The organism is Anabaena azotica FACHB-119, from assembly GCF_014697625.1.
GTDB classification, from domain to species: Bacteria; Cyanobacteriota; Cyanobacteriia; order Cyanobacteriales; family Nostocaceae; genus Trichormus; species Trichormus azoticus_A.
Genome location: NZ_JACJSG010000031.1, coordinates 29,855 through 53,575, shown reverse-complemented (window position 1 = coordinate 53,575; position 23,721 = coordinate 29,855). Strand labels below are relative to the sequence as shown.

Annotated in this window: 38 protein-coding genes and 1 pseudogene; 23 read left to right on the top strand and 16 right to left on the bottom strand. The window is 41.5% G+C overall.

Annotation, left to right across the window (positions count from 1 at the left end):
- Nucleotides 1–244: 244 nt before the first annotated feature.
- From H6G83_RS21535 to H6G83_RS21500, 9 genes are all read right to left on the bottom strand, one after another.
- Entirely contained in the window at nucleotides 245–724 is a 480-nt protein-coding gene (locus H6G83_RS21535) for a hypothetical protein (protein WP_190476017.1), read from the bottom strand.
- Between the two features lie 2 nt (nucleotides 725–726).
- Nucleotides 727–1,119, bottom strand: a complete 393-nt coding sequence (locus H6G83_RS21530; protein WP_190476016.1) for a hypothetical protein — start codon at nucleotides 1,117–1,119, stop codon at nucleotides 727–729.
- Nucleotides 1,083–1,205, bottom strand: coding sequence for a hypothetical protein (locus tag H6G83_RS36010; protein WP_277876392.1), 123 nt, complete (start codon nucleotides 1,203–1,205; stop codon nucleotides 1,083–1,085). The genes H6G83_RS21530 and H6G83_RS36010 overlap by 37 nt, the downstream gene beginning before the upstream one ends.
- On the bottom strand, nucleotides 1,198–1,638 hold the full coding sequence (locus tag H6G83_RS21525) for a hypothetical protein (protein ID WP_190476015.1): 441 nt from the start codon (nucleotides 1,636–1,638) through the stop codon (nucleotides 1,198–1,200). Before H6G83_RS21525 ends, H6G83_RS36010 begins: the two co-directional genes overlap by 8 nt.
- A 12-nt stretch (nucleotides 1,639–1,650) precedes the next feature.
- Nucleotides 1,651–2,010, bottom strand: a complete 360-nt coding sequence (locus H6G83_RS21520; protein WP_190476014.1) for a hypothetical protein — start codon at nucleotides 2,008–2,010, stop codon at nucleotides 1,651–1,653.
- A 15-nt stretch (nucleotides 2,011–2,025) separates the two neighbouring features.
- Nucleotides 2,026–2,205: a hypothetical protein gene (locus H6G83_RS21515; RefSeq protein ID WP_190476013.1), complete on the bottom strand. Its 180-nt coding sequence runs from the start codon at nucleotides 2,203–2,205 to the stop codon at nucleotides 2,026–2,028.
- 326 nt (nucleotides 2,206–2,531) lie between these two features.
- The gene (locus tag H6G83_RS21510) at nucleotides 2,532–2,735 is read right to left on the bottom strand and encodes a hypothetical protein (protein ID WP_190476012.1); all 204 of its coding nucleotides are present in this window, start codon (nucleotides 2,733–2,735) and stop codon (nucleotides 2,532–2,534) included.
- Nucleotides 2,736–2,798: 63 nt separating this feature from the next.
- Nucleotides 2,799–2,936 carry a hypothetical protein gene (locus tag H6G83_RS21505; protein ID WP_190476011.1) on the bottom strand — a complete coding sequence of 46 codons (138 nt, stop codon included), beginning with the start codon at nucleotides 2,934–2,936 and terminating at the stop codon, nucleotides 2,799–2,801.
- A gap of 28 nt (nucleotides 2,937–2,964) precedes the next feature.
- The gene (locus tag H6G83_RS21500) at nucleotides 2,965–3,315 is read right to left on the bottom strand and encodes a hypothetical protein (RefSeq protein WP_190476010.1); all 351 of its coding nucleotides are present in this window, start codon (nucleotides 3,313–3,315) and stop codon (nucleotides 2,965–2,967) included.
- Between the two features lie 563 nt (nucleotides 3,316–3,878).
- On the opposite strand from H6G83_RS21500, the gene H6G83_RS21495 reads away from it, so the two are divergent.
- The 8 genes from H6G83_RS21495 to H6G83_RS21460 all read left to right on the top strand — a co-directional run bounded on the left by H6G83_RS21495 (nucleotide 3,879) and on the right by H6G83_RS21460 (nucleotide 7,795).
- Nucleotides 3,879–4,289, top strand: a complete 411-nt coding sequence (locus H6G83_RS21495) for a hypothetical protein (protein WP_190476009.1) — start codon at nucleotides 3,879–3,881, stop codon at nucleotides 4,287–4,289.
- A gap of 132 nt (nucleotides 4,290–4,421) precedes the next feature.
- On the top strand, nucleotides 4,422–4,637 hold the full coding sequence (locus H6G83_RS21490) for a hypothetical protein (protein ID WP_190476008.1): 216 nt from the start codon (nucleotides 4,422–4,424) through the stop codon (nucleotides 4,635–4,637).
- Nucleotides 4,638–4,781: 144 nt separating this feature from the next.
- Entirely contained in the window at nucleotides 4,782–5,099 is a 318-nt protein-coding gene (locus H6G83_RS21485) for a hypothetical protein (protein WP_190476007.1), read from the top strand.
- Between the two features lie 20 nt (nucleotides 5,100–5,119).
- Nucleotides 5,120–5,368: a hypothetical protein gene (locus H6G83_RS21480; RefSeq protein ID WP_190476006.1), complete on the top strand. Its 249-nt coding sequence runs from the start codon at nucleotides 5,120–5,122 to the stop codon at nucleotides 5,366–5,368.
- A gap of 49 nt (nucleotides 5,369–5,417) precedes the next feature.
- Entirely contained in the window at nucleotides 5,418–5,660 is a 243-nt protein-coding gene (locus H6G83_RS21475; RefSeq protein WP_190476005.1) for a hypothetical protein, read from the top strand.
- 197 nt (nucleotides 5,661–5,857) lie between these two features.
- Nucleotides 5,858–6,655, top strand: a complete 798-nt coding sequence (locus H6G83_RS21470; protein ID WP_190476004.1) for a hypothetical protein — start codon at nucleotides 5,858–5,860, stop codon at nucleotides 6,653–6,655.
- Complete coding sequence (locus H6G83_RS21465; RefSeq protein WP_190476003.1) at nucleotides 6,652–7,341, top strand: hypothetical protein; 690 nt, start codon at nucleotides 6,652–6,654, stop codon at nucleotides 7,339–7,341. Before H6G83_RS21470 ends, H6G83_RS21465 begins: the two co-directional genes overlap by 4 nt.
- A gap of 277 nt (nucleotides 7,342–7,618) precedes the next feature.
- The gene (locus H6G83_RS21460) at nucleotides 7,619–7,795 is read left to right on the top strand and encodes a hypothetical protein (RefSeq protein ID WP_190476002.1); all 177 of its coding nucleotides are present in this window, start codon (nucleotides 7,619–7,621) and stop codon (nucleotides 7,793–7,795) included.
- A 135-nt stretch (nucleotides 7,796–7,930) separates the two neighbouring features.
- Here the strand turns inward: H6G83_RS21460 and H6G83_RS21455 are convergent, their stop codons facing one another.
- Nucleotides 7,931–8,509, bottom strand: coding sequence for a tyrosine-type recombinase/integrase (locus H6G83_RS21455; protein WP_190476001.1), 579 nt, complete (start codon nucleotides 8,507–8,509; stop codon nucleotides 7,931–7,933).
- 195 nt (nucleotides 8,510–8,704) lie between these two features.
- On the opposite strand from H6G83_RS21455, the gene H6G83_RS21450 reads away from it, so the two are divergent.
- A complete protein-coding gene (locus H6G83_RS21450) occupies nucleotides 8,705–9,076 on the top strand; it encodes a hypothetical protein (protein WP_190476000.1) in 372 nt (123 codons plus the stop codon).
- On the opposite strand, the gene H6G83_RS21445 is transcribed toward H6G83_RS21450, so the two are convergent.
- Nucleotides 9,058–9,402: a hypothetical protein gene (locus tag H6G83_RS21445; protein ID WP_190475999.1), complete on the bottom strand. Its 345-nt coding sequence runs from the start codon at nucleotides 9,400–9,402 to the stop codon at nucleotides 9,058–9,060. The genes H6G83_RS21450 and H6G83_RS21445 overlap by 19 nt on opposite strands.
- Between H6G83_RS21445 and H6G83_RS21440 the strand changes: the two genes are divergently transcribed.
- The 12 genes from H6G83_RS21440 (at nucleotide 9,403) to H6G83_RS21380 (ending at nucleotide 18,654) form a co-directional block, all read left to right on the top strand.
- Nucleotides 9,403–10,191 carry a hypothetical protein gene (locus H6G83_RS21440; RefSeq protein WP_190475998.1) on the top strand — a complete coding sequence of 263 codons (789 nt, stop codon included), beginning with the start codon at nucleotides 9,403–9,405 and terminating at the stop codon, nucleotides 10,189–10,191. It abuts the gene before it with no gap.
- On the top strand, nucleotides 10,188–10,700 hold the full coding sequence (locus H6G83_RS21435) for a hypothetical protein (RefSeq protein ID WP_190475997.1): 513 nt from the start codon (nucleotides 10,188–10,190) through the stop codon (nucleotides 10,698–10,700). The genes H6G83_RS21440 and H6G83_RS21435 overlap by 4 nt, the downstream gene beginning before the upstream one ends.
- Before the next feature lie 6 nt (nucleotides 10,701–10,706).
- On the top strand, nucleotides 10,707–11,318 hold the full coding sequence (locus tag H6G83_RS21430) for a hypothetical protein (RefSeq protein WP_190475996.1): 612 nt from the start codon (nucleotides 10,707–10,709) through the stop codon (nucleotides 11,316–11,318).
- Nucleotides 11,311–13,821, top strand: a complete 2,511-nt coding sequence (locus tag H6G83_RS21425; RefSeq protein ID WP_190475995.1) for a hypothetical protein — start codon at nucleotides 11,311–11,313, stop codon at nucleotides 13,819–13,821. Before H6G83_RS21430 ends, H6G83_RS21425 begins: the two co-directional genes overlap by 8 nt.
- Nucleotides 13,821–14,621, top strand: coding sequence for a hypothetical protein (locus tag H6G83_RS21420; protein WP_190475994.1), 801 nt, complete (start codon nucleotides 13,821–13,823; stop codon nucleotides 14,619–14,621). Before H6G83_RS21425 ends, H6G83_RS21420 begins: the two co-directional genes overlap by 1 nt.
- A gap of 125 nt (nucleotides 14,622–14,746) precedes the next feature.
- A complete protein-coding gene (locus H6G83_RS21415; RefSeq protein WP_190475993.1) occupies nucleotides 14,747–15,331 on the top strand; it encodes a hypothetical protein in 585 nt (194 codons plus the stop codon).
- A 79-nt stretch (nucleotides 15,332–15,410) separates the two neighbouring features.
- Nucleotides 15,411–15,659 (top strand): hypothetical protein, encoded by a 249-nt coding sequence (locus H6G83_RS21410; protein ID WP_190475992.1) that lies wholly within the window; start codon nucleotides 15,411–15,413, stop codon nucleotides 15,657–15,659.
- Nucleotides 15,656–16,117 carry a hypothetical protein gene (locus H6G83_RS21405; RefSeq protein ID WP_190475991.1) on the top strand — a complete coding sequence of 154 codons (462 nt, stop codon included), beginning with the start codon at nucleotides 15,656–15,658 and terminating at the stop codon, nucleotides 16,115–16,117. Before H6G83_RS21410 ends, H6G83_RS21405 begins: the two co-directional genes overlap by 4 nt.
- Complete coding sequence (locus H6G83_RS21400) at nucleotides 16,114–16,350, top strand: hypothetical protein (RefSeq protein WP_190475990.1); 237 nt, start codon at nucleotides 16,114–16,116, stop codon at nucleotides 16,348–16,350. The genes H6G83_RS21405 and H6G83_RS21400 overlap by 4 nt, the downstream gene beginning before the upstream one ends.
- A gap of 772 nt (nucleotides 16,351–17,122) precedes the next feature.
- Nucleotides 17,123–17,749 carry a hypothetical protein gene (locus H6G83_RS21390; RefSeq protein WP_190475988.1) on the top strand — a complete coding sequence of 209 codons (627 nt, stop codon included), beginning with the start codon at nucleotides 17,123–17,125 and terminating at the stop codon, nucleotides 17,747–17,749.
- A 206-nt stretch (nucleotides 17,750–17,955) separates the two neighbouring features.
- Nucleotides 17,956–18,240 carry a hypothetical protein gene (locus H6G83_RS21385; protein WP_190475987.1) on the top strand — a complete coding sequence of 95 codons (285 nt, stop codon included), beginning with the start codon at nucleotides 17,956–17,958 and terminating at the stop codon, nucleotides 18,238–18,240.
- A 9-nt stretch (nucleotides 18,241–18,249) separates the two neighbouring features.
- A complete protein-coding gene (locus tag H6G83_RS21380) occupies nucleotides 18,250–18,654 on the top strand; it encodes a type II toxin-antitoxin system VapC family toxin (RefSeq protein ID WP_190475986.1) in 405 nt (134 codons plus the stop codon).
- 33 nt (nucleotides 18,655–18,687) lie between these two features.
- Here the strand turns inward: H6G83_RS21380 and H6G83_RS21375 are convergent, their stop codons facing one another.
- Together H6G83_RS21375 and H6G83_RS21370 are read right to left on the bottom strand one after the other, a co-directional pair.
- The gene (locus tag H6G83_RS21375) at nucleotides 18,688–18,969 is read right to left on the bottom strand and encodes a DUF433 domain-containing protein (RefSeq protein WP_190475985.1); all 282 of its coding nucleotides are present in this window, start codon (nucleotides 18,967–18,969) and stop codon (nucleotides 18,688–18,690) included.
- Between the two features lie 74 nt (nucleotides 18,970–19,043).
- A complete protein-coding gene (locus tag H6G83_RS21370; protein ID WP_190475984.1) occupies nucleotides 19,044–19,997 on the bottom strand; it encodes a ribonuclease Z in 954 nt (317 codons plus the stop codon).
- A gap of 126 nt (nucleotides 19,998–20,123) precedes the next feature.
- On the opposite strand from H6G83_RS21370, the gene H6G83_RS21365 reads away from it, so the two are divergent.
- Complete coding sequence (locus H6G83_RS21365; RefSeq protein ID WP_190475983.1) at nucleotides 20,124–20,309, top strand: hypothetical protein; 186 nt, start codon at nucleotides 20,124–20,126, stop codon at nucleotides 20,307–20,309.
- A 274-nt stretch (nucleotides 20,310–20,583) separates the two neighbouring features.
- Here the strand turns inward: H6G83_RS21365 and H6G83_RS21360 are convergent.
- The 3 genes and pseudogenes from H6G83_RS21360 to H6G83_RS21350 form a co-directional block, all read right to left on the bottom strand.
- A pseudogene (locus tag H6G83_RS21360) lies at nucleotides 20,584–21,459 on the bottom strand (CHASE2 domain-containing protein); the annotation flags it as partial.
- A 173-nt stretch (nucleotides 21,460–21,632) separates the two neighbouring features.
- Complete coding sequence (locus tag H6G83_RS21355) at nucleotides 21,633–22,310, bottom strand: response regulator transcription factor (protein ID WP_190475982.1); 678 nt, start codon at nucleotides 22,308–22,310, stop codon at nucleotides 21,633–21,635.
- Between the two features lie 112 nt (nucleotides 22,311–22,422).
- Complete coding sequence (locus H6G83_RS21350) at nucleotides 22,423–23,082, bottom strand: hypothetical protein (RefSeq protein ID WP_190475981.1); 660 nt, start codon at nucleotides 23,080–23,082, stop codon at nucleotides 22,423–22,425.
- Between the two features lie 504 nt (nucleotides 23,083–23,586).
- On the opposite strand from H6G83_RS21350, the gene H6G83_RS36005 reads away from it, so the two are divergent.
- The gene (locus H6G83_RS36005; RefSeq protein WP_277876391.1) at nucleotides 23,587–23,712 is read left to right on the top strand and encodes a hypothetical protein; all 126 of its coding nucleotides are present in this window, start codon (nucleotides 23,587–23,589) and stop codon (nucleotides 23,710–23,712) included.
- The last annotated feature ends 9 nt before the right edge of the window (nucleotides 23,713–23,721 follow it).

Genomic DNA, 23,721 nt, shown 5'->3' with positions numbered 1-23,721 from the left:
AGCAGTGGATTCGTGAATGCTTGAAACCCATAGGGTCAATTCCTCATAAAAATCCGTGCTGCTGTTAACATTTCCACTCTGATAAATCAGAGACGAATTGAGTTGCGCGACTCAACCCGCGACTAGGGCAGTTGCCCTAGTTTCGGCTACTGAGTCAGGTAGCCATCGTCAGGCGGTTGAGGGATTAGAAGTAATCCCTCAAGCTCATCTTTGCTTCTGGGGCTAATTCCGAACAGCATATTTTTTAGGAAAGGCGGAGATAACGAAGCCTGTGGTCAAAGTCATTAACTGTTTTAGTTAACAGTTCTCTGACATTGTTGTCAGTAATAATGTCAGCCTGCTCTTTATCGGCAATTGCTGCTATCATCTCATCAATTCTTTGCTTCCCTTCGTGCAAAGTTATCCAAAGGTCGTAATAGTCCCAAACTGGATCGGGTTGTGGTGTGTTATTTACATCAAGGTCAAATTCTAGATGAAAGCCTCTTTCTAGAATTTCCCTAACATCACCAGTAAAGTAATCAACTATTGGCTGAATTGATTCTCTTACTGCATCTCTAGCTGCACCAATATTATTTGGATGCCTAAAAGCTAATTGCAGTTGAGCAACGAGAAAAAAAGCAACTTGTTCACTAATTACGAGGGGAATAGTTTTCTTATTATTAAGCTGACAAAAAGCAGCTTTATATCTATCAAATTCCTCTTGATTGAATTGATTGTCATTCATAACTAAAATCCTTCATTAATATTAGTTTCGGGGGACGATGCCCCCTCATCAAAAGGGATGTTATCTGGATTTGGTTCGTCTGTTTGCGTTGAATTATCTTGTTGAGGTTGGAGTTTTTCTAGTTCAGCTTTGATTTTTTGAAGTTCTGCTACTTCTCGTTTTAAGTAGTAAACTTGGTCATCTAAGTTGTTTTTTTGTGCTTCTAAATCGAGTATCTGCTTTTGAAATTGTTTGCCAATTTGAGAACGGATGTTACGCTCAGTCAATTCCATTAGATGTAGGATTGCCGCATCTTCATCTTCTCCTTCTGAAACTTCTGCAAACAGTTCTAGGTGTTTGTTTTCGTAATTCCCCGGGTTTAATACCCGCCTGTAGGTGATGCTTTTAAGGTGCATTGGTTTATGTTACTGTTGAACTTGGTAGATGTTAACAAGCGATCGCCTAGCTTCTCCTTGTAGGCGATCGCTTTATAATTACTCAACGTGAAGGATGGTATCGGCGCTAAGGTCGTCAATGCTTTCTTCTAATTGAGTCAGTAATGGTTCAATTGCTTGTTTGAGTTTTGCGTCAGTTTCCCGGTCAGCGTTTTCTTTGTCGGCAATGAGTGCTATGCCGGATTCGGCTATCTGCTTCATCCTGTGCAGCAGTTGCCAAGTTTCGTAATAATCCCAAGCCGGATCAGGCGATGATTCATTATTTAAAGATTCGCTAAGTTGCAAATAGTTTTGAATAAATAAATCTTTCTCTTGCTGGGACAAACTGTCGCATTGCTCTCCCGCTTGTTTCGTAATCAGCGATATCCATGCTTGTGGCGACTGCCTAGTGAAGTTCGCTAGGTGGTTAACAGCAATCGTTAATCCAATATTGTTCACTATAAAGCCGTCTTTCTCCATTAAAAATTTATTGTCATCCACATGAATCTCCTTTCATACACTTAGATTCAGTGCTAATTGTGTGTGGTTGTTTTGTTGCGTCTCCCACTCGGTTACGTATTTTTTAATTTTCCTTTTTATCCGAGAGGAGGTTGCTTTTATCTGTAGTTCGTCTAAATCATCACCCATGTAATGATTGAGTTCACATCCGTTGATGATGCAAATCACAAAGCAAGAATCGTATTCAATGATGATTTTGTATCCGTGAATCGGCTCTTTAAGCCATTCCCAGAAATAATCATTTTCAGAAGCAACTGATTCATGATTTTGGAAATGTGAAAATTCATCATTATCAATTAGATTCTTGATTACATATTTATCTTGTGATGTTAGCCAGCAAGGTAAATTAATCATGTAGTGCGATTAAAATTAGGACTTAACTTCAGCCGGCTGGTCGAAAACCACCTGAAACGAGCCGCCGCCTTGCCGCAGAATGCTAGCGTAAGCTTCAGCATCGCTTTTCTTGCGTAAACGTGTAACGCAGACATTCTGACAATCGGGCATGACTTGATAAATTGCCCAGGGTCTAATTTCGTCGCGGTAGGTCATAATGTATTTCCTATCTCATCTCAAAAAAATCACCAGCGCTGGCCAGCAACTGCCTGCGCTGGTGTGTCTACAAAGGGTCATCTACGTTGTTGGAACTTCGTCTGGGGTTGCTCCTTTACTAAATTGGTGTGTACACTGCATCACAAGATTCTCGCCAAACGGTATAGCATTCTTCTGGTATGGGAAAAGGACATTTTCTGTAGAAAGAATTTCCTCTTCCCCATCTGTACATTTTTAAAAAAACTGCTTTCGTTTTACCTTTGCTCCTCCACATAACAGCGTGGAAAGCTTGAGAACCTTGCCTAAAGATTGTGATCAGTGAACGACTACTCCTCTTCCTCTTCCTCATCCTCATTTTCGTCGCCGTCCTCTACTTCGACCTTGCCGTCATTTAATTCGATGTATAAGTTTTGGGTACTGGTGAAAATTTCATTGATTGAAATCTCTTCGTCTCCTTTTTTAATGATGACTCGTCCGTCAGAGGACAGGTTTTGGGCTTTTTCGAGCAATTGTTGAATTGTTACGGTCATGTTGATTTCCTTAAAAATGTGTGGGAAAGTCCCCGGCTACGCTGGGGACGGTCATGGTTTAACTTACTCAAGAAAATGCCCCTCATGGGGAGTAAAGCCGATGGGGTGTAGTCCATCGGCAGGACATTTCAAATAGACAAACATCAACGGTGGAGAAAACGCCGACAGGTGAGTCGGCGAATAACCACAATTCAAGTGCATAGATTGACGATTGACTGATTTTCGTCTGTTACTCTCCTTTACTAAACTGCGAAACTTGATGGGCTTTGGGTGTAGCGATGAGTTGCCCATTACTATCCCTGGCAGTTACCAAGTCGGCACGGGGTGCTAGTGGTAAATTTCTCACTTTGCACCGGGGCGTTTTTTTGGTTTCTTGTGGGGGATTCTCTGATTGATGAATACGCTTAAATTCCCTAAATTCTCGCGCCATTGCCCGCGCCAGCCGGGGGCGGTTGGCGTAAATCGTTGTCAGATTAGAGTCTAGTAGCTCCGTCAGCCTGAGTATCTGCTGTTGCAGTTCGGCGACTTGTTTTTCTAATTCCCTGATCCGTTTCTTTTTGGTTACATATTTGGGTTTCATGGTTAATAAAGGTGCGACCGGTCGCCGAGTTTTGCGCGTTTGTATAAAAAACTGCTATCCATTGCACTATCACACGGTGAAGTGCTACTTCATGCTGTAATCTGTGCGTGAGCCATTACCTACACGCCAGCCCCAAAGGGATTTTCACCCAGGTCTTATAACCACAATGCCCCGCGTCACCACGTCGGCACTTTTGCCTTTGGCGGTTTGTGGATGCCCTACTAAGGTCTGTTAGGAATACGCGCGTACTACAGATTACAGTCACCAGCTTTTATCAGCCCGCGACTAAATTTAGACAACTTCCCTCATCTGTCAACTTTCAACTCATCCTCAGCACTGGGACTGATTGGTAGCCGAACTGCCCTTCATCGACTTTCTGGCTACAGCGTTAGTTTTTCCCTGTTGAGGTTTAAGTAGGGTGGGCATTGCCCACCGTTGAGTTAGGGGGGAGGTAAAAAATAGTTTTCTATGTGAAAAACTAATGTTATGTTAATCATATAGAAAACCTCTTGTCAAGTTTTCTATATGAGAAATTGATTTTCTATATGTAAAATGGGGTTGACGTGAACAAAATGATCGGAGATGGGAAGACCAAAGAAACTAGCGGAGGACGCGAAGAACGTCAGCCTGTTTATCAGCGAGAGCGACTGGCAGAACTTCAACCACAAGGCCAAGCAGATGGGTATGAGCAGGGCGGACTTGATAGCAGCCATAGCTCAGGAGAAAATTTACTTAGTAGAGTCGAATCCCTTATCGGAGGAGGAGATTTCGATCCTGGAAAAGTGTTAGAAGCCGTTCGCATGATTAGGGATGCACATTTATCTTATGTACGCGCACACAAGCAACGGCTAAAAACAAGACTTGATGAGGCTGAAGAGAACGAAACTGATTTCATGAAAGCCTGCGATTTGGTAGAGCAAAAAATCCAGGGGTTCATAGAGAAAACAGAAACAGAAACTGAAGAACCAGAGTAAACCGTCCTGCCTGTATGGGTGAGGGCGGTTTTTTGCGATCGCCACTGAAACTGATAACTGACTAATGAGCGCTTGGCACTACATTGGTGCGATCGCTTCTGATAACTGTCAACTGTTAACTGATAACTGACTATGAACAGAGAAGAGCATTTAGCTTGGGCAAAATCCCGTGCCTTGTACTATCTAAACGAGGGGAATATCGATATGGCGGTAATATCATTTACCAGCGACATGAGAAAGCACGGCGAACTCAAGAGACACCCAGGTATAGAGTTGCTGACAATGGCTCATCTGGGAAGCAACCTCAATATTAAATTTGCTCGTAAGCTTATCAACGACTGTAATTGAGTAGTGATGCAAATTATGAAGTGACTATAAAGCTTGAAATGCGAGGTTTTCCCGATGTCTCTATCAGGAGATACCCCGCATGGTGGATAAGTTGCTCTACCAACTTATATGCACATCATAGTCTTGCTTATCTGGTTAGGTCTAATGTTAGTGGCCTTGTCACTTGCCGCACAGGTTGTCAAGGCACACCAAAAGCACAACCCTAAACCCAGAAATCGTCAAAACTTACGTCGCAAATTTCAGCGATCGCACCAGGACAGCTTCCACTCCAAAGCAGCCAAAGCGGCTATTACCAATCCTGGTTACGCCGGGTTATGGCATCAGCTGTTAATAAGGGTACAGTTCGATGTCGCCACCGCCGAACGATTGGTCACAGATTGCCAAAGGAAAAATCCTAGCAAATCAGACCGGTGGTGTATTGAGAAAGTCATCTGGGATTTGGAGCGCGATCGCCGACGTTAATAACCCATGACTAATGACTAATGACTAATAACACCGTAATTTTTCAAAAGAAGACATGGCAAGTCTTGGCAGTCCAAACCGCAGATGAGGTCACAGACAAGAATTTGCGAGAAGCTATGCTCAAACACAATTTTGAGTTTTTGGTTCTAGAAAATTTAGAGCGATCGCTGACCAGAAAACCGGGGACTTTCATAATTTTTGAACAGCGTGAACGATGCGGCGTGTTTAGAAAGCTTGGGGAGATTTTTGACCCGGATAGTTTTAAATGACTGGCAACAAAATTAATCAACGACTGCAACTGACAACTGACAACTAACTATGAATAACGAACAGCAAAACTTAGAAATATCACTGGCTGTAGCAGCCGGACGGGAACTTACAAAATTTGCGGATTTTCTTAGAACAATTGACCCTGATCTAACCACAACTGAAGCACTGGGATTAACCACCAAATTCATTGCAGAACTACCAGAACTAGTAAAGGCTAACCCGTCAATACATTACATCTTGGAAAAAGCCGCATGGAATATCAGGATGTCTCGTTCGGCGAATAACAACTGACATCTGACAGTTAACAACCAATCACGAATTAAAAGCCACCCCAAGACGGGGTGGTGGCATCTATTTTTCGGATTATGACAGAAAACAATCTATTTATAAACTCACCTAATGGCTTAACTTTCAGGCCTCATGTAGCGGAAATACTCGCATCACACTGCATTGGGGACGCAATTGCGGCAGCGCTCATTCTCGAACAATTGCGATTGTGGGACTCTACTGGCTACGGCTATCAAGATAACCAAAACCAAAATTGGATGTTACCCAGTAACGACGATTGGGAAGCAGCAGCAGGCCGGACATTTACCCCGTGGAAAATCAAGGGCATCATCTCCAAGCTTGAGCAGCTTGGTTATGTTATCCGAGAAAAATTTTGCAAGCTGCGCGACAGCCTCATCCACCAGCCGGAGGAAATCAGGGGCGACAATCACATTAAGCTCCTCCGCTTAAATTGGCAAAAACTAACCAACTTGTGGAGTGATGTTGATGAATCCGTCGTGCCTGTAACTGCTGACGGCTCCTCAGATTCAGATCAGATCAGTGATCATGATCATCAGTTAAATCAGATCAGTTCAGAGTCACCGGAGCCACCCGAATCACCAGAACAAGAACATCAACAACTGCTCAATGAGATTAGGGAGACAACCGGTCAGCTAACACCGCAATTAGGAAAACTGGCGACTGAAGTGGAGCCGGAAATTTTACGCCTTGCGCTTTCTAGGTATCCAAAAGCGGGAGACATTAAAAAGCCGTGCAGTTACTTGATGAGCATCATCAAACAAATCAAGGGGGAGCAACGGACAAAACCACCCCAATCAACTGAGGAACTACGAGAAAAATTTATCACTGCCTGCCAAAAAGGTTTGGTCTGTCACGATGAGCGCGATTTTAATCACCTACCTACAATGAATGGTCAAATTCATTGTCGTGTTCCAATCACGAACCGACGACCACATGATCCACATTACGAATTGCGTCCACTGGCGGAGGTGATATGAAACAGTTGACATTGTTTGATTTGTTGTCTACCTCATCTCCCCCATCTCCCCCTACTCCCTCATCTCCCCCTACTCCCTCATCTCCCCCAGTCCCCAGTCCCCAGTCCCCAGTCCCCAGTCCCCAGTCCCCAATCCCCAGTCCCCAATCCCCAGTCCCCAATCCCCAGTCCCTAAAAATTGGCGATCGCTTCAAAACCAAAATTAATGGTGGATTGTTGTATACCCTGGTAGCCATTCGTGACGGCGCACCCAAACCTTACACATTCCAAGCTGACATCGATGGAACCAAAATACATTGTCGGCAATGGGATAAACAATTTGAACGTTCTGATAAAACGGATACACAACCAGAAAACATAACAGAAAATATAACAACTGTTCTGGAGCAACCCGCCAATGTCTGGAACCCTTATTCTACTGTTCTGGAGCAACCCTCAAGTAGCACTCAACAATCTGCTCCAGAACACTGTCACTGGCTGGAAGAGTACCGCGTAGTTAGGTGCGGGAAAGAACATATATATTACCGATACATTTGGATGGAGGGGCGTAAACTGCATCATCGACACATACCAGGGGGGAATGTGAAAAGTGCGATCGCAATTGGGAGGGTGGAGAAAGTGAGGAGTGCGATCGCCGAGGGTTCACCCCCGGCTGTGATAGAAAAACTCATCCGCTCTTGGCGGTAGTCGGTATCAGTTATCAGTTATTAGTCATTAGTCATTAGTCAACAGTTCCCTACACCCTTATACCCATTCCCCTTTCCCCTTTCTTCTTACCTCTATTCTCAAGCATTCTCAATAACATTTTAGACCGCGGCGCAGCTTCCTGGGGGCCTGTGCGGAGGATTGAAACTATTGATTTTTCGTAGAATATTTTATTTTGCATCCATGCGGCTAAAAATATTATTGAGAGTAAGATTCAATAAGTAGAAAAAACGCATTGCACTACTACTCGCTAGCTGCAATGCGTTCTTGTTTTACTGAGTATTATCAGCAAGCAGTATACATCAAAAATGCGATCGCCCAGGAATGTGGCGATCGCTACCTATCAAAATCATGGCTCAATTTTAATGCTTGGTGGATACATAGCGTCAACCTCATCCCATGCAAGGTTAGCCAAATGCTCAAGTTCCCTAGCTAGGTCTACCGGATGGTCATAGTCTCCAGCTTGAAATTCTTGGTTAAACACTTGAATTCTTAAATATAGTATTTCTTCGCTGCTTGTGTTCATGGTGGTGTGGGGTGGTGTAGGTTAAAAGTTGGCGATCGCCCAATTTCAAAGTGTAGCGATCGCCGCTTTCACTTCATCTATATCCGCCTCAATGTAAGGGTCTAGCCCCTTATTGTCACGATGTCCCGTGATTTTCCGTATCACGGCCCTGTCAACGCCGTTTTTTCGCAGACGATTCACAAAACTGCGGCGCATAGTGTGACACGATATCCCCTTAGTCCCCAGCCCCGCAGCCTCCGTTGCTCTTTTGAGAATGTCGTAAGCATTTCGCCAGCTAATGGCTTTAGTGCCACATCGAGATGGGAATAACCAAATTGAATTTCCCGGCTGGAATCTTGAAAGCGATTCAGCCAAATTTTCATGCACTGCGATTTCTAAAGTGTCGGCCGTCCCATCGGGCCGATGTTTGCGGATAATAGCAGGAAAGATAATGATGTTTTTGGGCTTACCGTTTTCATAAACATCGGAAACCTTTAATTGAATGAGCGCCCCCCAACGCTCCCCTGTGTACCACCCGAGGTCAAAAAGTAGTTTGTACTTTTCAGTTTTGACCTGCCTGCGAATTTTTATAAATTGCTCATCCGATATAATCGCCGCTTGTCCTCTTCTTTTATTTTTGGGCATTCAACTTTAACCAAATAAATGTATAAAACTGGAATAACGTAAATATTTAGTATTAACAAATATTTGCTCAATCGTAGTACCAGCAACGGTCGTAGCACATCAGTGAATATGCTACTTCTACGATAAAAGTGGAAGATTTACAGATTTGCAGTAACCACTTAAAACTAGATTATTAACATTATTAATAATTAATCGATGCCGAATCTACCTTTAACAGCCCTAGCCGGACAGAATACCAGTCAGACCGCGACAGACTGGATAATCAAAAAAGCAGATTTGGGGGCAACCGGGCTGAATTGCCCACCTAATAGTTCCGTGCCTACTCCAAAGGCAACTAATTCAGCCACATCTCTGCTTGTAGCATTGCTTGAGTTTGGAGCAGGCAACTTTACGACAGCAGCGCAGACTGCTGATCCAGCGATAAACATGACCATCGCAATAGATCCGTTTACTACGACGGATTTTGCCAACGGAAATTACTACGATGTAACAACCTTTAATGTCAAGGTTAGAAAAATCAAGCAAGACACGGGAGTAGACCCGGATGATTACGACATAGTAGCTTGATTCATTAATATCAATTCACTGATAATTTTCTCGTCAGTGATTGGAAAGTTTTTAGTCAATAAATTGTTGACGATTTGTCTAGCTTGGCTTGGAGACAAATCGTCTTTGATAACAAGGACTTGTTGAATATAACTAGCCAGTAATTGATTTAGCGTAAAGGGCAGCAACTGCTCTTTCACTCTCTCAAGCTCTCTAATTAAGTAATCTATTTCGTTGTAAATCGCTTGGCTGTTTTCATCGGTTACGGGCTGTCTGATTTTCCATTGCAGCCCGCCCATTCCGAGGGCATCAAGTGCCAGTCTAGCGTCATCATAATTGGTATTCATATGGCAATTTCCACAAGGACAATTACAAGCTTAACAGCCCCCATCACACAATCAAACCTAGTGTCTGCTTTGCAAACTGCATTCACTAACGCTGGATTTGATGCCCCCATTCAAATTTTCACTAGCGGGACAGACCAGATATTAGTCTATAGAACAATTCTTGATAACAGCAAAACCTATGGAGCGATATTCTTAAGACTTCGTATTACGAATACATTAGGGATATTCCAGCAGCTAGTTAGTACCTGGAATACAGGAACATCATCGGGGACGGATGCGAGTACTGAAGTTGGTTATGCAACTTTTTTAAATAGCATAAATATAACTTTTAATTCTTTTAATAGCGTGTCTAACAACCAGCCAGAAGTTAGGCAAGTTATTGTGACTCAAAACTCACTATTCGCTCCTTTAGGATTAATCTTTCCAGAGAACAGACCCAGCCGATGGGATTTAAATTCTTATCCCTATGGATTTATTTGGACATCAAATAATCCTAGCGGTTTAAGAACGACCACTAGAAATCCTTACAGCAACCCAGATTTTTCGACCTATATAAACGACTCAAATCTTAGTGGAACTAGTCCCACTGGTGATGGTAATGATTTGGCGCGGGGAATAATTTTGAAATCAATCTCTAACAATGGTATCGGATGTCAAACATCTAATGATATTGGATATGGTTGCGTTCTTGGCTTGCCCAGATTTACAAGCATTCCCATAACAGGCACTAATCAAGCCTGGACAACTATTAATAATGTTGCTGGGGGGCTTTGCCTCCGAACGCAATGACATTCGACAATTATAGTTTTAGTGTTGGATATCCAGTTGTCAATGGCATTGATGTTAACACGCCTGATTTTAGTGTTGGCATTGTATTCATATTTAACAATCTTGCGATTTCTAGCCAAGTTTTGGTCAATGGGGTTCCCCTAATTCCAGGGAGTGTAATCAATATTTATCCCTTCCTTGACCGACTAACGTATTTCCAAGCAATCTGGGGTTCTAACGCTTCTCAAAATGCCAGTGAGCTAAATATAAAAAAAACGGAATTACCTGACCTAACGAGTAAGCTTACAAACTCGTCAACATCATTATTGTTGGGAGTAATTAATCGTTTATTAATTAACTTCCCGACTAACGCTAGTGTGCCAGTTGAAGCTTACATCTTTTCTCGATATTTAGATGGCAACCACGAATATATCGACATCGTTATAAAATGCAAGGCTCGATTAAGTGTAATTGACGGATACGAAATTCAATATTTTAATGATTCATTTGACCCAGATAACTTTACTTGATTAAACATGGTTTACTGTCAGTCCGGCGATAAGCCCACAGTTAAATATAAATTCAACAATCAAAAAGAGAGAATCTATCGTAGCCAATTCTCACCTATTGAAGTGATTGCAAAAAATCTCCCCTTAGAAGCTACAAGTACTTACTTGAATGAGGGATTCCTGATTAATTACAGGAGCGTTAGTTGCACAAATTTTAATTGTGCAGCAATCGTGCATGATTGGTACGCCGAAACGGATCGATTCGGCTACGGGGAGTTGTACTACATTCCTTGTGGGCAAACTTCTTATCCAAAAAATGCAGATGGTTCGAGGCGATTGATAGCTTTCTTAACAGTGGGGAAGATAAATGATCAATGGGCATTTCCGAATTATTCAATTAAATGCCCCAGCACGAATAAACAAAGATGCAGCATTCAAATACTGCACAATGGGTTAATTATTTTTCAAGACCAGGGAGATTGTCCCGTTACTTTTAGTGTGAGTTGTGGCAATTGTCCTGACGGACAAGAGGAGCATAAAACATCAACTTATCCCGGATATTGCTGCATGGACTGTGCATCATTGGAAGCAGAAATCAGAACGATTACTAATACAATTAGGAGATTAAATCGTGGCTGATTGTTGTCAAGGCCTTGAGGAGGAATTAGCAGCGCTAAAGGCAGAAGTCGCGAAGCTGAAACCTGTAGATGAACAGCGAATAATCCAGGCTTCAATTGCTGGGGCCGAACAATTGATAATTCCAGCAGTAATGGCATTAGTAGCCCAAAGGCTAATACCACTACTTCAGCAAATAGACGCGATTGCATCTCTAGCACGAGCCACATTAAACATTGCACAATCTGCTGCTAGTACTGCGGCAAGCGCCGCCGCTAAAGTTGCAGGACTGGCTTTAACTGTAGCGAACATATTGCTAACTCTTGGGACGATCAACGTGTTGGGCGGACGCATTGATGCTGTTGAAAACGGCATCGCTGCATTTAATGACGATTACTCTAGACTAATAAATGCGATCGCCGCAGTTCGCGGCATTGCCCAAAATGCCCGCGATACCGCTATTACAGCAATTGGGAAGGCAGATGCAGCTGGTAGCACAGCGAACAGAGCTATTTCTAAAGCAGATAATGCAGAATCTACAGCTAAAGACGCTGTGAATAGGGCTAACAAAGCCACGGAAACCGCCAATAATGCTATTACTCAAGCCAACAATGCTCAAAATCTAGCCATTCAAGCTGGACAGCAAGCCAGAGAAGCCGCAATTAGAGCGAATGCCGCCATTAATACAGCTAATCAAGCTTCTGACAAAGCTGATCAGGCAATTGGGGAAGCTCAATCCGCCCTCCAAAGAGCGAATGAATCCTATCAACAGTCTAAAGCAGCAATTTCTAAAGCTGAACTTGCTATTGGCACAGCTAATAAAGCGATTAGTACAGCCAACGAAGCAATTGAAGATGCGAAAAATGCTATCAACAAAGCAGAAAACGCCATTAATAAAGCAGTAACTGCTGAAAATAAGGCGGATAAGGCTAATAGCAAAGTGGACAATTTAACTAATAGAGTGGAATATATTGATGCTCAAGTATTGGGATTCAGCTATAGCATTCCGGCTCTCGCTGGCGGATTCAACGCTTTAGGTAGTCAGCAGCAAGAATTAGATAGAAAATTCAATCAACTTGTTGCTGATAATCGCCGGGCTTTAGGTTTAGGAGGAATGAGTTTTAATAGGTCTGCTTTATCGCAAGAATTTGATAAAAAATTAGAGGAGTTTGAAAGATTATCAACGCTCAATGCTGATGCCCGATTTAATGAATTTGTTGCACAAAATAATCAAGCATTAGGAATACGTGATTTAAAGCAAAGTGCTTTATCTCAGGAGTTTGACCGTAAGCTTGAAGATTTCAAGCGACTATCTACAGCCGATGCAAATACAAGATTTAACGAGTTTGTGGCGCAAAATCAACGCGATTTATCCGGCACAAATAACAGGGTAGAGGTTTTGGCACAAGCTGTTCCTCAAATTAACAACAGAGTAAATTCTGTAGCCGGAGCAATCCCAGGAATACAGGCGCAACAAAGGGAGAACGAACGCTTGAATAAAGAAGGATTGAATAAATTGGATCAGCTTATTTCTGCCGTGCCGTCCGTCCCCGCCGCAACCGCCGCACTCATTACCCCAGCTATCCCTACACTTCCAAGAATAAGAGAAGCTGCGGCCAGTGGGGTATGCCAAACAACTCGTTCTGGGGGGTGTTTGAGTAATGCCTTGGGCCTCCAAACGGGCAATATTCTTAATGGTGTAAGGAATAATCTTGGCAGTGTTTTAGATGGTGTAAATACGGGTGCGAATGCAGCGCAGTTAATCCTTTTGCAAAGGATAGATGGCAAGTTAGGCGCACAAGTCCCTGGGGGGTTGAGCAGGTTAACAACTCAAATTACTCAAAATCAAGCTATTAATCAAATAGCCAATCTAGTAACGATGGCAGCAGCAATTCATAATTGCATTCAGTTATCGGATAACGTTTCGCAAACATTCTTTTCAATCCTAGACAATATATTTGCAATCCCATCATTAATAGTTAACCCAGAGGGTGAGACAGTTGACACTCAAGAAGTGTTTAACGGTGCGATTGAAAATGTAATGAAATCGGTATTTGGCGTTGCCGAATGGGCAGAAATTAAAGCCAAGTGGCAAAGCTACAACCGAATTTATCAAGCTGCGACGAACAGCTTAAATGAAATTCGTAGTATAGGAAGTAGTCTGAACGATGCTATTAGCACAACTGCAACCTTAACAGGACGTGGTTTCAATGCGCTGCAAAATGAAGGACTCATTGGCGAGGACAACTGGAACCCCACACCGGAGACTCTTAGATTGAAAGGTGGGATATTCGGCAAAATGGGCAAGCTTGCTGATGGTATAACCGTCGTAGGTGAAACACTAGAAGCTATTGAATCCATCACTTCTGAAATCCGTTCGGCCGTAGAAAGTGCGAACCAAATCAAACAAAACACTTCCGAGATGGAAGCAGAAGTGAAGAAATTATTAGGGGAAGAAACTAAGAAACGTGATGAAGAAATTGAAGCCCTTCCGGCGAAGTCATTCTCTTGGGAGGATTTAATCTAGTGACGGCTAGAGTATGGGCGCAAATAAGAAAGTTTTTACGCTCAGGCGATTCTTACAATCGTGAAGTCTTCGATTGGTTTAAAGACGCTGATGAGTTTCCTAAACGCAAAGAAGTTAGAGATATTTTGTTGATTGGAGCAAAGGATTCTATTCAAATTGCTCAAGTAAAAATGCGAAGCTTCCGTGAGATTATTCAAAAATCTCATTTAAAACAATCTGGGGATATAGTCGGCATTCCTAAAACGGTTTTTGATGCCGATGTTACATATAAACCTGAAGTCACATTATTTTTCCGTCAAAGTAAGCAGGCTACCCCACAAAACAAGACTAGTAAAACTGCAAGGGTATCTTATCGGCTGATGAATCAATCATCATCTAGTTTGAGTAAAGCCGATTTGAAAGCATTAGGTAAAAGCATCTATGATGACTTTGCAAAACCTGGTTACCGATTCAACAAAGGTAAAATCATCGCTTGGTACACTCAGCCAGAAGAAGGCTTACATTTGCAAATCTATTCACACACTGAGGAAATAGGAGAAACAGTCGTCAAAAAAATTTTGCAACACAGAAATTTAACTTTTGACGAAAAGTTTTTTAAATTTACCAAACCAAGCAGAAATAGTGACCCAACACCAGGAAATATTGTAATCCTTGGTGAAACCAAAGAAAAACCAGTTTGGAGGCCTACTGTGTTTGTAGAATTTACTCACGCAATGATAAATCTGCACGGCGACACTCAAGTACGCTGCTTGTGCGATATATCAGGGGAATACGCTAATCCCATATACCGGCCGAATTAGTGGGTTAATTGTGGTCGAAATTTATAATTTATTTCTTCACAAACCCCTATAGGGTTCGCGGAAAAATTATAAGCCAAAACGCCCTCTATGATTGACTCGTAGTCAAAAAGCACTTCTAAGAAAATATGGGTAGATTTAGTGATATTCGCAGAGGCAAAGAGCTTAACGAAGCTTTAACTAAATTACGGGCCTGGGAAGACTTAACGCGCGCTCAAAAGCAAGCATTATATAAACAGCAGCGCGGTACATCAGTAAGAGTGAAAGCTAGGCGTACCAAAGGTTATGTAGAAAGTTTCGGACTAGTTGGTAGGATCTACTTGCCTGTCCGGTTACTTGACAATAATCAAACAGGCAGCACACAAGCGACCTTGATCAGCACAGTCAGAACCGCAGCCGGGCAGTCCGACAGAACAAAAGCATCTGATTTTACTAGCCCCCAAGGTGGGGTTTTACTGGATGGGCTAAAAGGATATAAGCCCGCTAAATTATCCCTCACCGACCGAGGTACAGCCCTAACAGACAACAAATCGCGTGTAACCGAAGTTGAATACCAGCGATACGACACTAAAACAGTGTCCTCTCCTTTTGGTGCTAAATCGGATACAGAAACCTATGATCAAGCGGTTAGTGAAATTGGAGATCAGGAGGCTATAAAATCTTTCCTCACATCTGATGGAAATCGCATTGCATTTACACCAGAAGTTCTTTAATAGACTTTTTGCAAAAGTCCCAAGCTTGAATAATTAACCGCCGATAAACGCCGATAAAAACTACTTATGCAAGAGGACTATGAAGAACAAAATCTTGGTATCGCTTCCTGACTACCGAGATTTGCTAATGGTGACGGCCGCCGAAGCGCGAGACATCGACGGCATGATCATCATTAATCAAGCCGGTGCTGATTGGCTGATGGGCAAACTTGATACAGGAACCTATTTTGAAACTCTTGACCACTACGGCGTTGACCCTTATACACACGTTAAGCCAGTGGAAGAGTTGGCATTTAACCAAACTGTGACTGTAGAACTTTTTCTATGAGGGAATTACAACTTGGTAATTCTAATAACTGGGATTTAATTTATAACGGGAATACCGCAGCCGTACTACTACCAAAGCAAGAGGGAGGGTACAAAGTTGTACCTATCCCTGATATTTCAATCCCTGTGCTATTAGATACTTTTGTGCTGGCGATGCGAGTATCTACGGTTGTGCCGGAGGGGCGTGCTTGGAAGTTTGCCGGATATGTTCGTCAATCTGTTAGCACCGGGTTATCAGTTTTTGATAATGGTCAGGATGCTAGTTTTACCAGTAGAAGACCACTGTTTTTAGACAAGATTAACCTTGTCCTTTACCCCAGAATATCTACTAATTACAGTATTTCGGTTAAAGTTCCCGATTGGTTTGAAAGTGTCGGGCTTGCTGTTTGGCAGTACACAGGCCCCGATTATGATTCGGATTTAGCAAGAATTGAAAGTAAAATTGATGCACTATTATGAATACCAATGACAGAAGCCCACCTGCTATCACCTCTGAAAGAGTGATAATGCTCGTTACCGTTGTTACAGTTGTTACGCAGGGCGCATTATATTTGCTCTCTGGCGGATTTGCAGCTGGGAATGAATTGTCGCAGATAAGGGCCGAATTAAAGCTTATCAGGCAAGAAACGACGGCAGCTAATAGGTTGCAGGATTATCGCTTAGAGGGTCTTGAGGCGAAAATTAAAAATTAGTCGGTCTTTGCCTTCCATTTGCGATCGCAGTCAAAGCATATGTAACACTTTTGACACACATCGTACTCAATCTCTGGCGAATGGCAGTGAGGGCAACCGTTGTTAATGTTAGCTAGTATTTCTACTATTTTCTTGTTTTTCATAAAATTTTAAGTCAATCCGCTACGAGCGTTTGTTGACATTGTTATAACATTTGGGACAAAGCCAGTCTGTGCCAGAAAATTTTAAGCCCGAATACTTACCACACTGAAAACAGTTACCTTCAGCTTTGATTGAGCCAATTTTGATTTTGGGATTATTCATGCTGGGGATTCCTCATAGTTAACCATTGTGAGGAAGTTTATGTAGAAATATCTAAATGTAGCAATTTAATAAGTGTTTCTTCGTCTACACTTAGACGTTGGGAAGAAGAAAATAAATTGCTCCATGAGAGAACATTAGGTAATCAACAAATATACTGGACGTTGTTCCATTGGAAGTTGTACAGAAAATTCCGTTTAATAATCTAAATTGGGATGTTATACGGAAAAATTCTAGATAACAGCAAGAGATATACGGAAAAATTCCATATAATTCTCCCATGAAGGGTAGTTATACGGAAAGACTCGGTATAATAGAGATAGAAGGGTGTAAAAGAGAAGGTTTCCGTATATTCAGACAGGAGTTAGTTGTAACGCTTGATATATTAGGATTGATAAGAAGATTATACGAAAAGTTTCCGTATAATAAATAGTTATGTTTGTTAGGATCTCACCCATAGGAGAGATTAATTGTGGTTTTTCCTGTTGCCTTTGAGTCGAATGATGAAAATAAACCAACTCTGAGATTTAAGGATAAGAGTGGCATAGAGCATCCATATTTGGTGGCTGATAGTGCTTTGGCTAAGCGTTTATCAGGTTTAACTCAAATCATGCACGACTTGAATCATGCTCATGAGCTTATGTCTATGATCAAAGATATTGAGAATAGCGAAGTCGCATACTCATTATGGATGTCAGCAATAGTCACCTATGGAAAATGCTTTGCTACTGCTAAAGGGCGTAGGAGTAAAATTGAAGAAGATCACGTTCGGAGAGTAGATGAGGATGCAATAGAATTTCATAATTCTATTTTGAATATGAGAAATGAGTATTTTGCTCACGCGGGTGTAAATGAATACGAAAGAGCTAGTACAGTAGTAATTTTGCAACCTGAATCACAAGGTAAAAGTGTAGTAGCAGTTAGTCATTTTAATGTAAAGCATAGTAAACCTTCGGAGGAGTTTTGTATTTGTTTCTGCTACTTATGTCAAAAGCTATATGATGTAATCGAAAGCATAGGAAAAGATGTTCATCAAAGAGTGCTAGAAGAATATCGAGCAATGAATGTTGATGAACTTTACGCAAAAACAAAAACATAACAACCGTGTTGCAGCGGAACGTACCAGTTTTCTTCGTGGAGTTCGAGAGGTTTTCGCGTCCGCTGAACACGACCGTTAGGTAGCTTAAGCTTTTGGTAGAGACAGTACGTCAAGCATATCTGTCAGCATCAAACCCAAAATCAGTTCATTGAGCTATGGAACAAACGTTATAATTATCGATAAACCCGTCAAAACCTTCAGTATCCATGAGTCAGCAGCTAACTCTAGAATTTAGTGATGAAGTTTATGCAGATTTACAGCAAAAAGCTAATGCTGTAGGTTTATCCATTACAGAATGGATCGTTACTGTACTCTCCCATCAAAGCAATGGTGTAAGTAGGGTTTTGCGTTCAGTAGAACAGCAAGAAGAAGCTCGGCAGAGATTTAGAAGTCATGCTGGGGCTATTAGTCTTGGATATGCAACAGGTGCAGACAATGAAAGCATTGATGCTGATCTTGCAAGAGCTTATGTAAGTGAGTATGAAGGGTAAGGTCGGTTTGTGCTTTTAGATACGTCAGGATTACTGTGTTATATCCATCAAAATGAGCCACAGCATCAAGAAGCAGTGCAGTTTCTTAGCATAATCAACAAAAAGTTTTTGACTCATAGTTATGTTTTAGCTGAGTTGATTGCTTTGGCATTGATACGTCGGTTTCCTCGTCCTGCGGTGCTGACATTTGTGATGGATTTGCTCGATAATCCAGATATCGAAACAGTTTGGGTAGGTGAGAAACTGCATAGAGAAGCTATGAAACTGTTGATGGAACGGCAAGATAAAACTTATTCATTGTGTGATGCAGTTAGTTTTGTTTTGATGCGTCAACGTGGAATGACAGAGGCATTGACCACTGATCGACATTTTGAGCAGGAGGGCTTTATTAGGTTGTTACAGTCAGCCTCCTAACACTGCGTTGGTGCGGACAAACAAATATGCTACTCACAAATCTCTAACCAATGGGTCGATCAATTCGCCAGGAATCCGATTTTTTTCAATATATTGATTAATTTCGTCCTGGTGGTCGCTGTAGTAAGTTAATGCTCCAAAGACTTGCCCCAAAGTCAGGTGTGGCATCCCTTTGGGAATTTCCTCTGGTGCAATGCCCATTCGCCAAGTTTCGACGATTGCTCTGACGGGTGTCCGAGTTCCTCTGATGATAGGTTCTCCATGTAGAATCTTATCATCCCGAACAACATAAATATATTCCGTTGTTTGAACCATACTAACCTCTTAAGTTGGCTATTCTTTATCATCTGTTTAACAAAAATTCGATTACAATCAGCAGAACTCTGTACTTAAACCTCACTCAAAACAACGTCCCTGCGCCTCGGAACCTCATAAGCCATAAAATCATAAGCCATATCCGTCTTAGGAAAGATAGCACGAGCCTCTTGCAGCAAATCCTTTAACTCTATGCTGTTTCCTGGCGCATAACGAGGACTAAAATGAGTCATTAATAACCGATGTGCGCCAGCAGCCAAAGCCGTCTGTGCAGCCATTGTCGTTGTTGAGTGCAACCTTTGAAAAGCCATCTCTGCATCTTGATGAGCAAAAGTAGCCTCGTGAATTAACACATCTGCATCTTTGGCTAATTCCACCGCACCATCACAGTAAATTGTATCTGTACAATAAGCAATCTTCCGCCCAATTTCCGTAGGCCCACATAACTCAGCACCATTAATCACACGCCCATCAGCCAGGGTGACAGTTTCCCCCCGCTTGAGTTGTCCATAAACCCTACCGGGGGGAATTTGCAAGGCTTGGGCTTTTTCCACATCAAAACGTCCGGCGCGGTCTTTTTCGGCTACGCGATAGCCAAAGGCGGTAATGCGGTGATGTAAAGCGCCACAAGTCACGGTAAATTCTTCATCTTCATAAATCACACCAGGGCGAACAGCATGAACTTTAATCGGGTAGGAAAAATGTGTATGGGAGTAACGAGAAGCAGACTGGATATACTCATTTAATCCGGCTGGCCCATAAATATCTACTCTCTGGACATTACCCGCCAAGCCACAACTAGCAAGAAGCCCCAATAAGCCAAAAATATGATCCCCGTGCATATGGGTAATGAAAATTCGGGATAATTGACTCATTTTCAGGTCACTCCGCATAATTTGATGCTGAGTACCTTCCCCACAGTCAAACAACCACAACTCCGCCCGTTGCGGTAATCTGAGGGCAACACTGGATACATTGCGCGCTCTTGTGGGTACACCAGAACTCGTCCCTAAAAATGTAATCTGCACAGCGTTTTCTAGCCTTCCTCTTGCTATTGTTCAAGCTATGTTTTCTATAGTGGCATGGTTCAGGGTAAATTGGGGACTGGGGACTGGGGACTGGTTAAAACTCAAAGGAAATCTGGAGGTACAAGGATGAAAAGAAATCCTCATATTGGTTCATCTGTTGATAACTTGTTTGAAGAAGAAGGGACACTGGAACAGGACTTACGCAAGTGTCACAATTGGTGGTTGGTGCGTGACGCTACAAGTCTCATGACTACGTTCAAATATTATCGCCAGTCACACACCCTACAGAAAAAAAATATGCCAGTTGCGTAAGTCCTATGGAAAAAATTAACCTGATTGCGACAAAACGTGTTATTGCATGGCAAATTAATGAAGCCATGAATAAAGAAAATTTGAACAAGATTATTTCGTAGGGTGGGGAGTGCAGGGAGCCACCCACTTATTAAGAAGGTGCAAGAGATCAGTTAAGTCAGTAATTTAAACAGTGTCTTATCCACCAGCTTGAAACATTCTTCCTATAGCATCAACATCAAAGTATGTTGGTGTGTTTTGAGCTTGTGTGTAAGCAATTATTAATAAATCAGGGTCAATAACTTGTAGCCCGTTGGTTTGAACGTAAGAATTTCTTGTAACCTTTACAGGGCTTGGAAATGACAGGCCAGGATAATTCACAAATGGTTCCTTGGGGGGATAGGGGCGATCGCCTGAATTTTCCTTTGAGTTGTCGTGCTAAATTAATAAACTGTTGGGTTCCTCTTCCCTGTTTGTATGGGTTTGCGTTTAAGCCGTTATCTATAATCTGCAAGCTGTACCAGCCTGCGAATAATGAGCAGGTAACTTGGAGTTTGGTGGCTCCTGTGGCGTGTTTACCGACATTACATAATGCTTCTTCTAAAAATCTAGCGATACCTCGTTTCTGTTCAATATTTAAGTATCTTTCATCTATGGGTTCAAAGGCATGGATTTTTACTTTAATAGTTTTAAAACAGGGAAAATCCCTGTCTAAGGTATAGCTGTAAACTTGATAGAGAATTTCATGGAAATTGTCTTGCAAACTAATGACTAAATTGTTGCTTAAATAAAGCTTATTATCTTGCTGGGGATATTCTTGCTGTAAAAAATCATAAATTCCTCTCAGCTCATAGTTTAATTTTTCTAATTCTTGTTCTATTTGCGGTAGTAACTCCTGAGTTGTGATATCTCTACGCTTAACCAATTTCAAAACTTTGGCTAAACTTTGTAATGGGCCATTATGGATGGTTTCAAATGTGCTTTCTATCACCGCTTGGCGAGTTTTCATCCCCAAGCGTAAGGCGCGGTCATATTTATACAATGCTATGAGTTCCATAGCATTGATGATCAAACCAAAAGTTGCTGGTATGATAGGAACCCACCAACCCCAAACCATGAGGCAATAACTAATAATAGATAGACTAACAATTGCTAAAGCAACTATTAATAAATACCAGATGAAAATGTCTCTTTTGATAATGTTCCTAAGTCCAGGCTGCATTGGCTTTTCTCCTAGTCTTTAGGTTTGGTTGACGGTTGACGGTTGACAGTTAACTGTTAGTGACTAAAAAACCTCATATTGTTTTTTACCTATCCCCTGTAACCTGTTTCTTGTCCCCTAAATTAGTCAATTAACCCTTCTTGTCTAGCTCGTTTCTCAGTTTGGATGCGAATATTTTTACCATCGTCAGGATAAACATCTAAAGCATCTTGCAGCTTACTCCAATAATGCCGCACCATGCGCTCAGATATACACATTTTTTCGGCGATCGCTTTATCTTGTAACCCTTCTTCAAATGCTAGAATTAACACCTTAAACCACTCTGGTTTAATTTCTATCCCTGTATGGATGCCTTTAATATCTTTTGTATGAGTTAAACCCTGCAAAGCCCAATCAACTCTCGTTAACATTTCTTGAGTAGAAAGACTTTTATCGGCTACTGTAAAGCCTCCTTTATGACTGTCAATATCAGGTCTAATTCTGACTAATGTTCTAATATGGGCGCTTTGAACTATGATATTCAAATCACAATAGTTTTTCATTAATTTCTTGAGAAATTGCACTCCTGTATCTGGACGTGCTGTAATTCCTGATTTTTCGGGAATCGAAAGATCCATAACTAGCAGGTCTGGTTGTAAACTTGTTATTTGATGACAAGCATTTTCTGCATTAATGGCGGTGACAAATTCAGCCTCTGGATAATGTCTTTTTAATATCTCTACTGTACCATTAAGGACTGATTGATGGTCATCAATTACTAAAAACTGGATGAATGCTTTTTCTGGTGTATTGTTTGTCATAGTCAACACCACCTCTGAAGAATAATTTTGTGCCTTAATTAAATATTCATTACATACAAATCGTTAATTCTCGGTACTTGCAAGAAGAATTTTGGCGAATGTATTGTAAGTTTTACCAAGAAAAACACCAGGAAACTGTAAGATTGTGAATATGATAAATACATTTACCTGCTGTTAATAATTGGCAACTGCGTGAGAGATAATCTAATTCTATGAGACTAGAGTGAAAAAAAATCGATGATGTCTGAGAATAATTGATTTTGACAGTAAGCTTTCCTAAGCCGTTCTTAGATTTTAAGCTGATATAAATTGAAACTGGTCTTAGTAACTCTGACAAGGTGAGAGTTAATAATTCTTGCAAGAGAGTTAAAATAATTAAGCCACGCTCACCAGGTTCGTGTCGCCAAGATATTGGCATATCTATGTGAAAATTGAGGTGAGGATTAGATAATAACCAGGATTCTACTAAAGACTCAATTGCTAGAGGAAAACTATCTTGGAGAGATTCAGGAAATAAGCGATCGCTTAATTTTACTAAAGAATGGTGAAAGTTTTCAATTCTTTTGAGTGAGTCTTGAACTTTGTCATTTGGTAAGCTCAGGTTATCGAGAAATAATAAATCTAAGTTACGCCGCATTGTGAAGGTTTCCTGTAACAGACCATCCCGAATTTGTTCGGCTTCCAACAATAGCCTCGCTGACTGCCTGTAAGACCACCATTGTAATGCCTTTTGAACTCTATGGTAGGGTGTCAGGAAAGAAATTATAGTCATAACTCAGATACTTAAAAGTATAATTTGTTTACAACATTTTCAGCCCACAAAACTAATGTGTTAGCTATGTTGTTATCTTAAAATAAGATGATTAAGTAATTCATGATATATTTATGACAAATCGACTGTCTAAATTTTACAAGTTTGTCTTCCAAGATAGTTATTCCCATGATGAAAAGCGGCAAAAGATGAAATAGGTATAGCAGGGGACAGGTGATAGGTTACAGGTGAGTCCAGTCCTGTAGGCGGTGAGTCCAGTGCTGCGGGAGGGTTTCCCGCCGTAGGGAACTGGCATACCCGGAGGGGGACAGGCAACAGAAAGCTGTTGCAGTAAAGATTTGATAATTCATCTTTATAGTGATCAATAAAGATGTTTCATCAAAAACTTATTTTGATGAAACTAGATTTACCTAAATGTATTTATAGCAACGGTAAAAATTAAAAATAATTAACCGCCGATAAACGCCGATAAACGCCGATGAGTAGTAGTCCACCACGCAAATCATGATAGGTTATAAATCCCCGACTTGTCAAAATCAATCGGGTGGGGTAGTACATCATGGTTTTGGCGCTGCACTGCACAACCTACAGATGAAATTAGATTTTGATAGTAATTTTTGCCAAGAATAATTTAGCCTT

Excerpts from the sequence above, each read along its gene's own strand:
- H6G83_RS21535 (WP_190476017.1), bottom strand. The coding sequence starts at position 724 with ATGAATGACAATCAATTCAATCAAGAGGAATTTGATAGATATAAAGCT.
- H6G83_RS21530 (WP_190476016.1), bottom strand. The coding sequence starts at position 1,119 with ATGCACCTTAAAAGCATCACCTACAGGCGGGTATTAAACCCGGGGAAT.
- H6G83_RS21520 (WP_190476014.1), bottom strand. The coding sequence starts at position 2,010 with ATGATTAATTTACCTTGCTGGCTAACATCACAAGATAAATATGTAATC.
- H6G83_RS21515 (WP_190476013.1), bottom strand. The coding sequence starts at position 2,205 with ATGACCTACCGCGACGAAATTAGACCCTGGGCAATTTATCAAGTCATG.
- H6G83_RS21510 (WP_190476012.1), bottom strand. The coding sequence starts at position 2,735 with ATGACCGTAACAATTCAACAATTGCTCGAAAAAGCCCAAAACCTGTCC.
- H6G83_RS21505 (WP_190476011.1), bottom strand. The coding sequence starts at position 2,936 with ATGCACTTGAATTGTGGTTATTCGCCGACTCACCTGTCGGCGTTTTCT.
- H6G83_RS21500 (WP_190476010.1), bottom strand. The coding sequence starts at position 3,315 with ATGAAACCCAAATATGTAACCAAAAAGAAACGGATCAGGGAATTAGAA.
- H6G83_RS21490 (WP_190476008.1), top strand. The coding sequence starts at position 4,422 with ATGAACAGAGAAGAGCATTTAGCTTGGGCAAAATCCCGTGCCTTGTAC.
- H6G83_RS21485 (WP_190476007.1), top strand. The coding sequence starts at position 4,782 with ATGTTAGTGGCCTTGTCACTTGCCGCACAGGTTGTCAAGGCACACCAA.
- H6G83_RS21480 (WP_190476006.1), top strand. The coding sequence starts at position 5,120 with ATGACTAATAACACCGTAATTTTTCAAAAGAAGACATGGCAAGTCTTG.
- H6G83_RS21475 (WP_190476005.1), top strand. The coding sequence starts at position 5,418 with ATGAATAACGAACAGCAAAACTTAGAAATATCACTGGCTGTAGCAGCC.
- H6G83_RS21465 (WP_190476003.1), top strand. The coding sequence starts at position 6,652 with ATGAAACAGTTGACATTGTTTGATTTGTTGTCTACCTCATCTCCCCCA.
- H6G83_RS21460 (WP_190476002.1), top strand. The coding sequence starts at position 7,619 with ATGCGTTCTTGTTTTACTGAGTATTATCAGCAAGCAGTATACATCAAA.
- H6G83_RS21455 (WP_190476001.1), bottom strand. The coding sequence starts at position 8,509 with ATGCCCAAAAATAAAAGAAGAGGACAAGCGGCGATTATATCGGATGAG.
- H6G83_RS21450 (WP_190476000.1), top strand. The coding sequence starts at position 8,705 with ATGCCGAATCTACCTTTAACAGCCCTAGCCGGACAGAATACCAGTCAG.
- H6G83_RS21445 (WP_190475999.1), bottom strand. The coding sequence starts at position 9,402 with ATGAATACCAATTATGATGACGCTAGACTGGCACTTGATGCCCTCGGA.
- H6G83_RS21440 (WP_190475998.1), top strand. The coding sequence starts at position 9,403 with ATGGCAATTTCCACAAGGACAATTACAAGCTTAACAGCCCCCATCACA.
- H6G83_RS21435 (WP_190475997.1), top strand. The coding sequence starts at position 10,188 with ATGACATTCGACAATTATAGTTTTAGTGTTGGATATCCAGTTGTCAAT.
- H6G83_RS21430 (WP_190475996.1), top strand. The coding sequence starts at position 10,707 with ATGGTTTACTGTCAGTCCGGCGATAAGCCCACAGTTAAATATAAATTC.
- H6G83_RS21415 (WP_190475993.1), top strand. The coding sequence starts at position 14,747 with ATGGGTAGATTTAGTGATATTCGCAGAGGCAAAGAGCTTAACGAAGCT.
- H6G83_RS21410 (WP_190475992.1), top strand. The coding sequence starts at position 15,411 with ATGAAGAACAAAATCTTGGTATCGCTTCCTGACTACCGAGATTTGCTA.
- H6G83_RS21405 (WP_190475991.1), top strand. The coding sequence starts at position 15,656 with ATGAGGGAATTACAACTTGGTAATTCTAATAACTGGGATTTAATTTAT.
- H6G83_RS21400 (WP_190475990.1), top strand. The coding sequence starts at position 16,114 with ATGAATACCAATGACAGAAGCCCACCTGCTATCACCTCTGAAAGAGTG.
- H6G83_RS21385 (WP_190475987.1), top strand. The coding sequence starts at position 17,956 with ATGAGTCAGCAGCTAACTCTAGAATTTAGTGATGAAGTTTATGCAGAT.
- H6G83_RS21375 (WP_190475985.1), bottom strand. The coding sequence starts at position 18,969 with ATGGTTCAAACAACGGAATATATTTATGTTGTTCGGGATGATAAGATT.
- H6G83_RS21365 (WP_190475983.1), top strand. The coding sequence starts at position 20,124 with ATGAAAAGAAATCCTCATATTGGTTCATCTGTTGATAACTTGTTTGAA.
- H6G83_RS21355 (WP_190475982.1), bottom strand. The coding sequence starts at position 22,310 with ATGACAAACAATACACCAGAAAAAGCATTCATCCAGTTTTTAGTAATT.
- H6G83_RS21350 (WP_190475981.1), bottom strand. The coding sequence starts at position 23,082 with ATGACTATAATTTCTTTCCTGACACCCTACCATAGAGTTCAAAAGGCA.
- H6G83_RS36005 (WP_277876391.1), top strand. The coding sequence starts at position 23,587 with ATGATAGGTTATAAATCCCCGACTTGTCAAAATCAATCGGGTGGGGTA.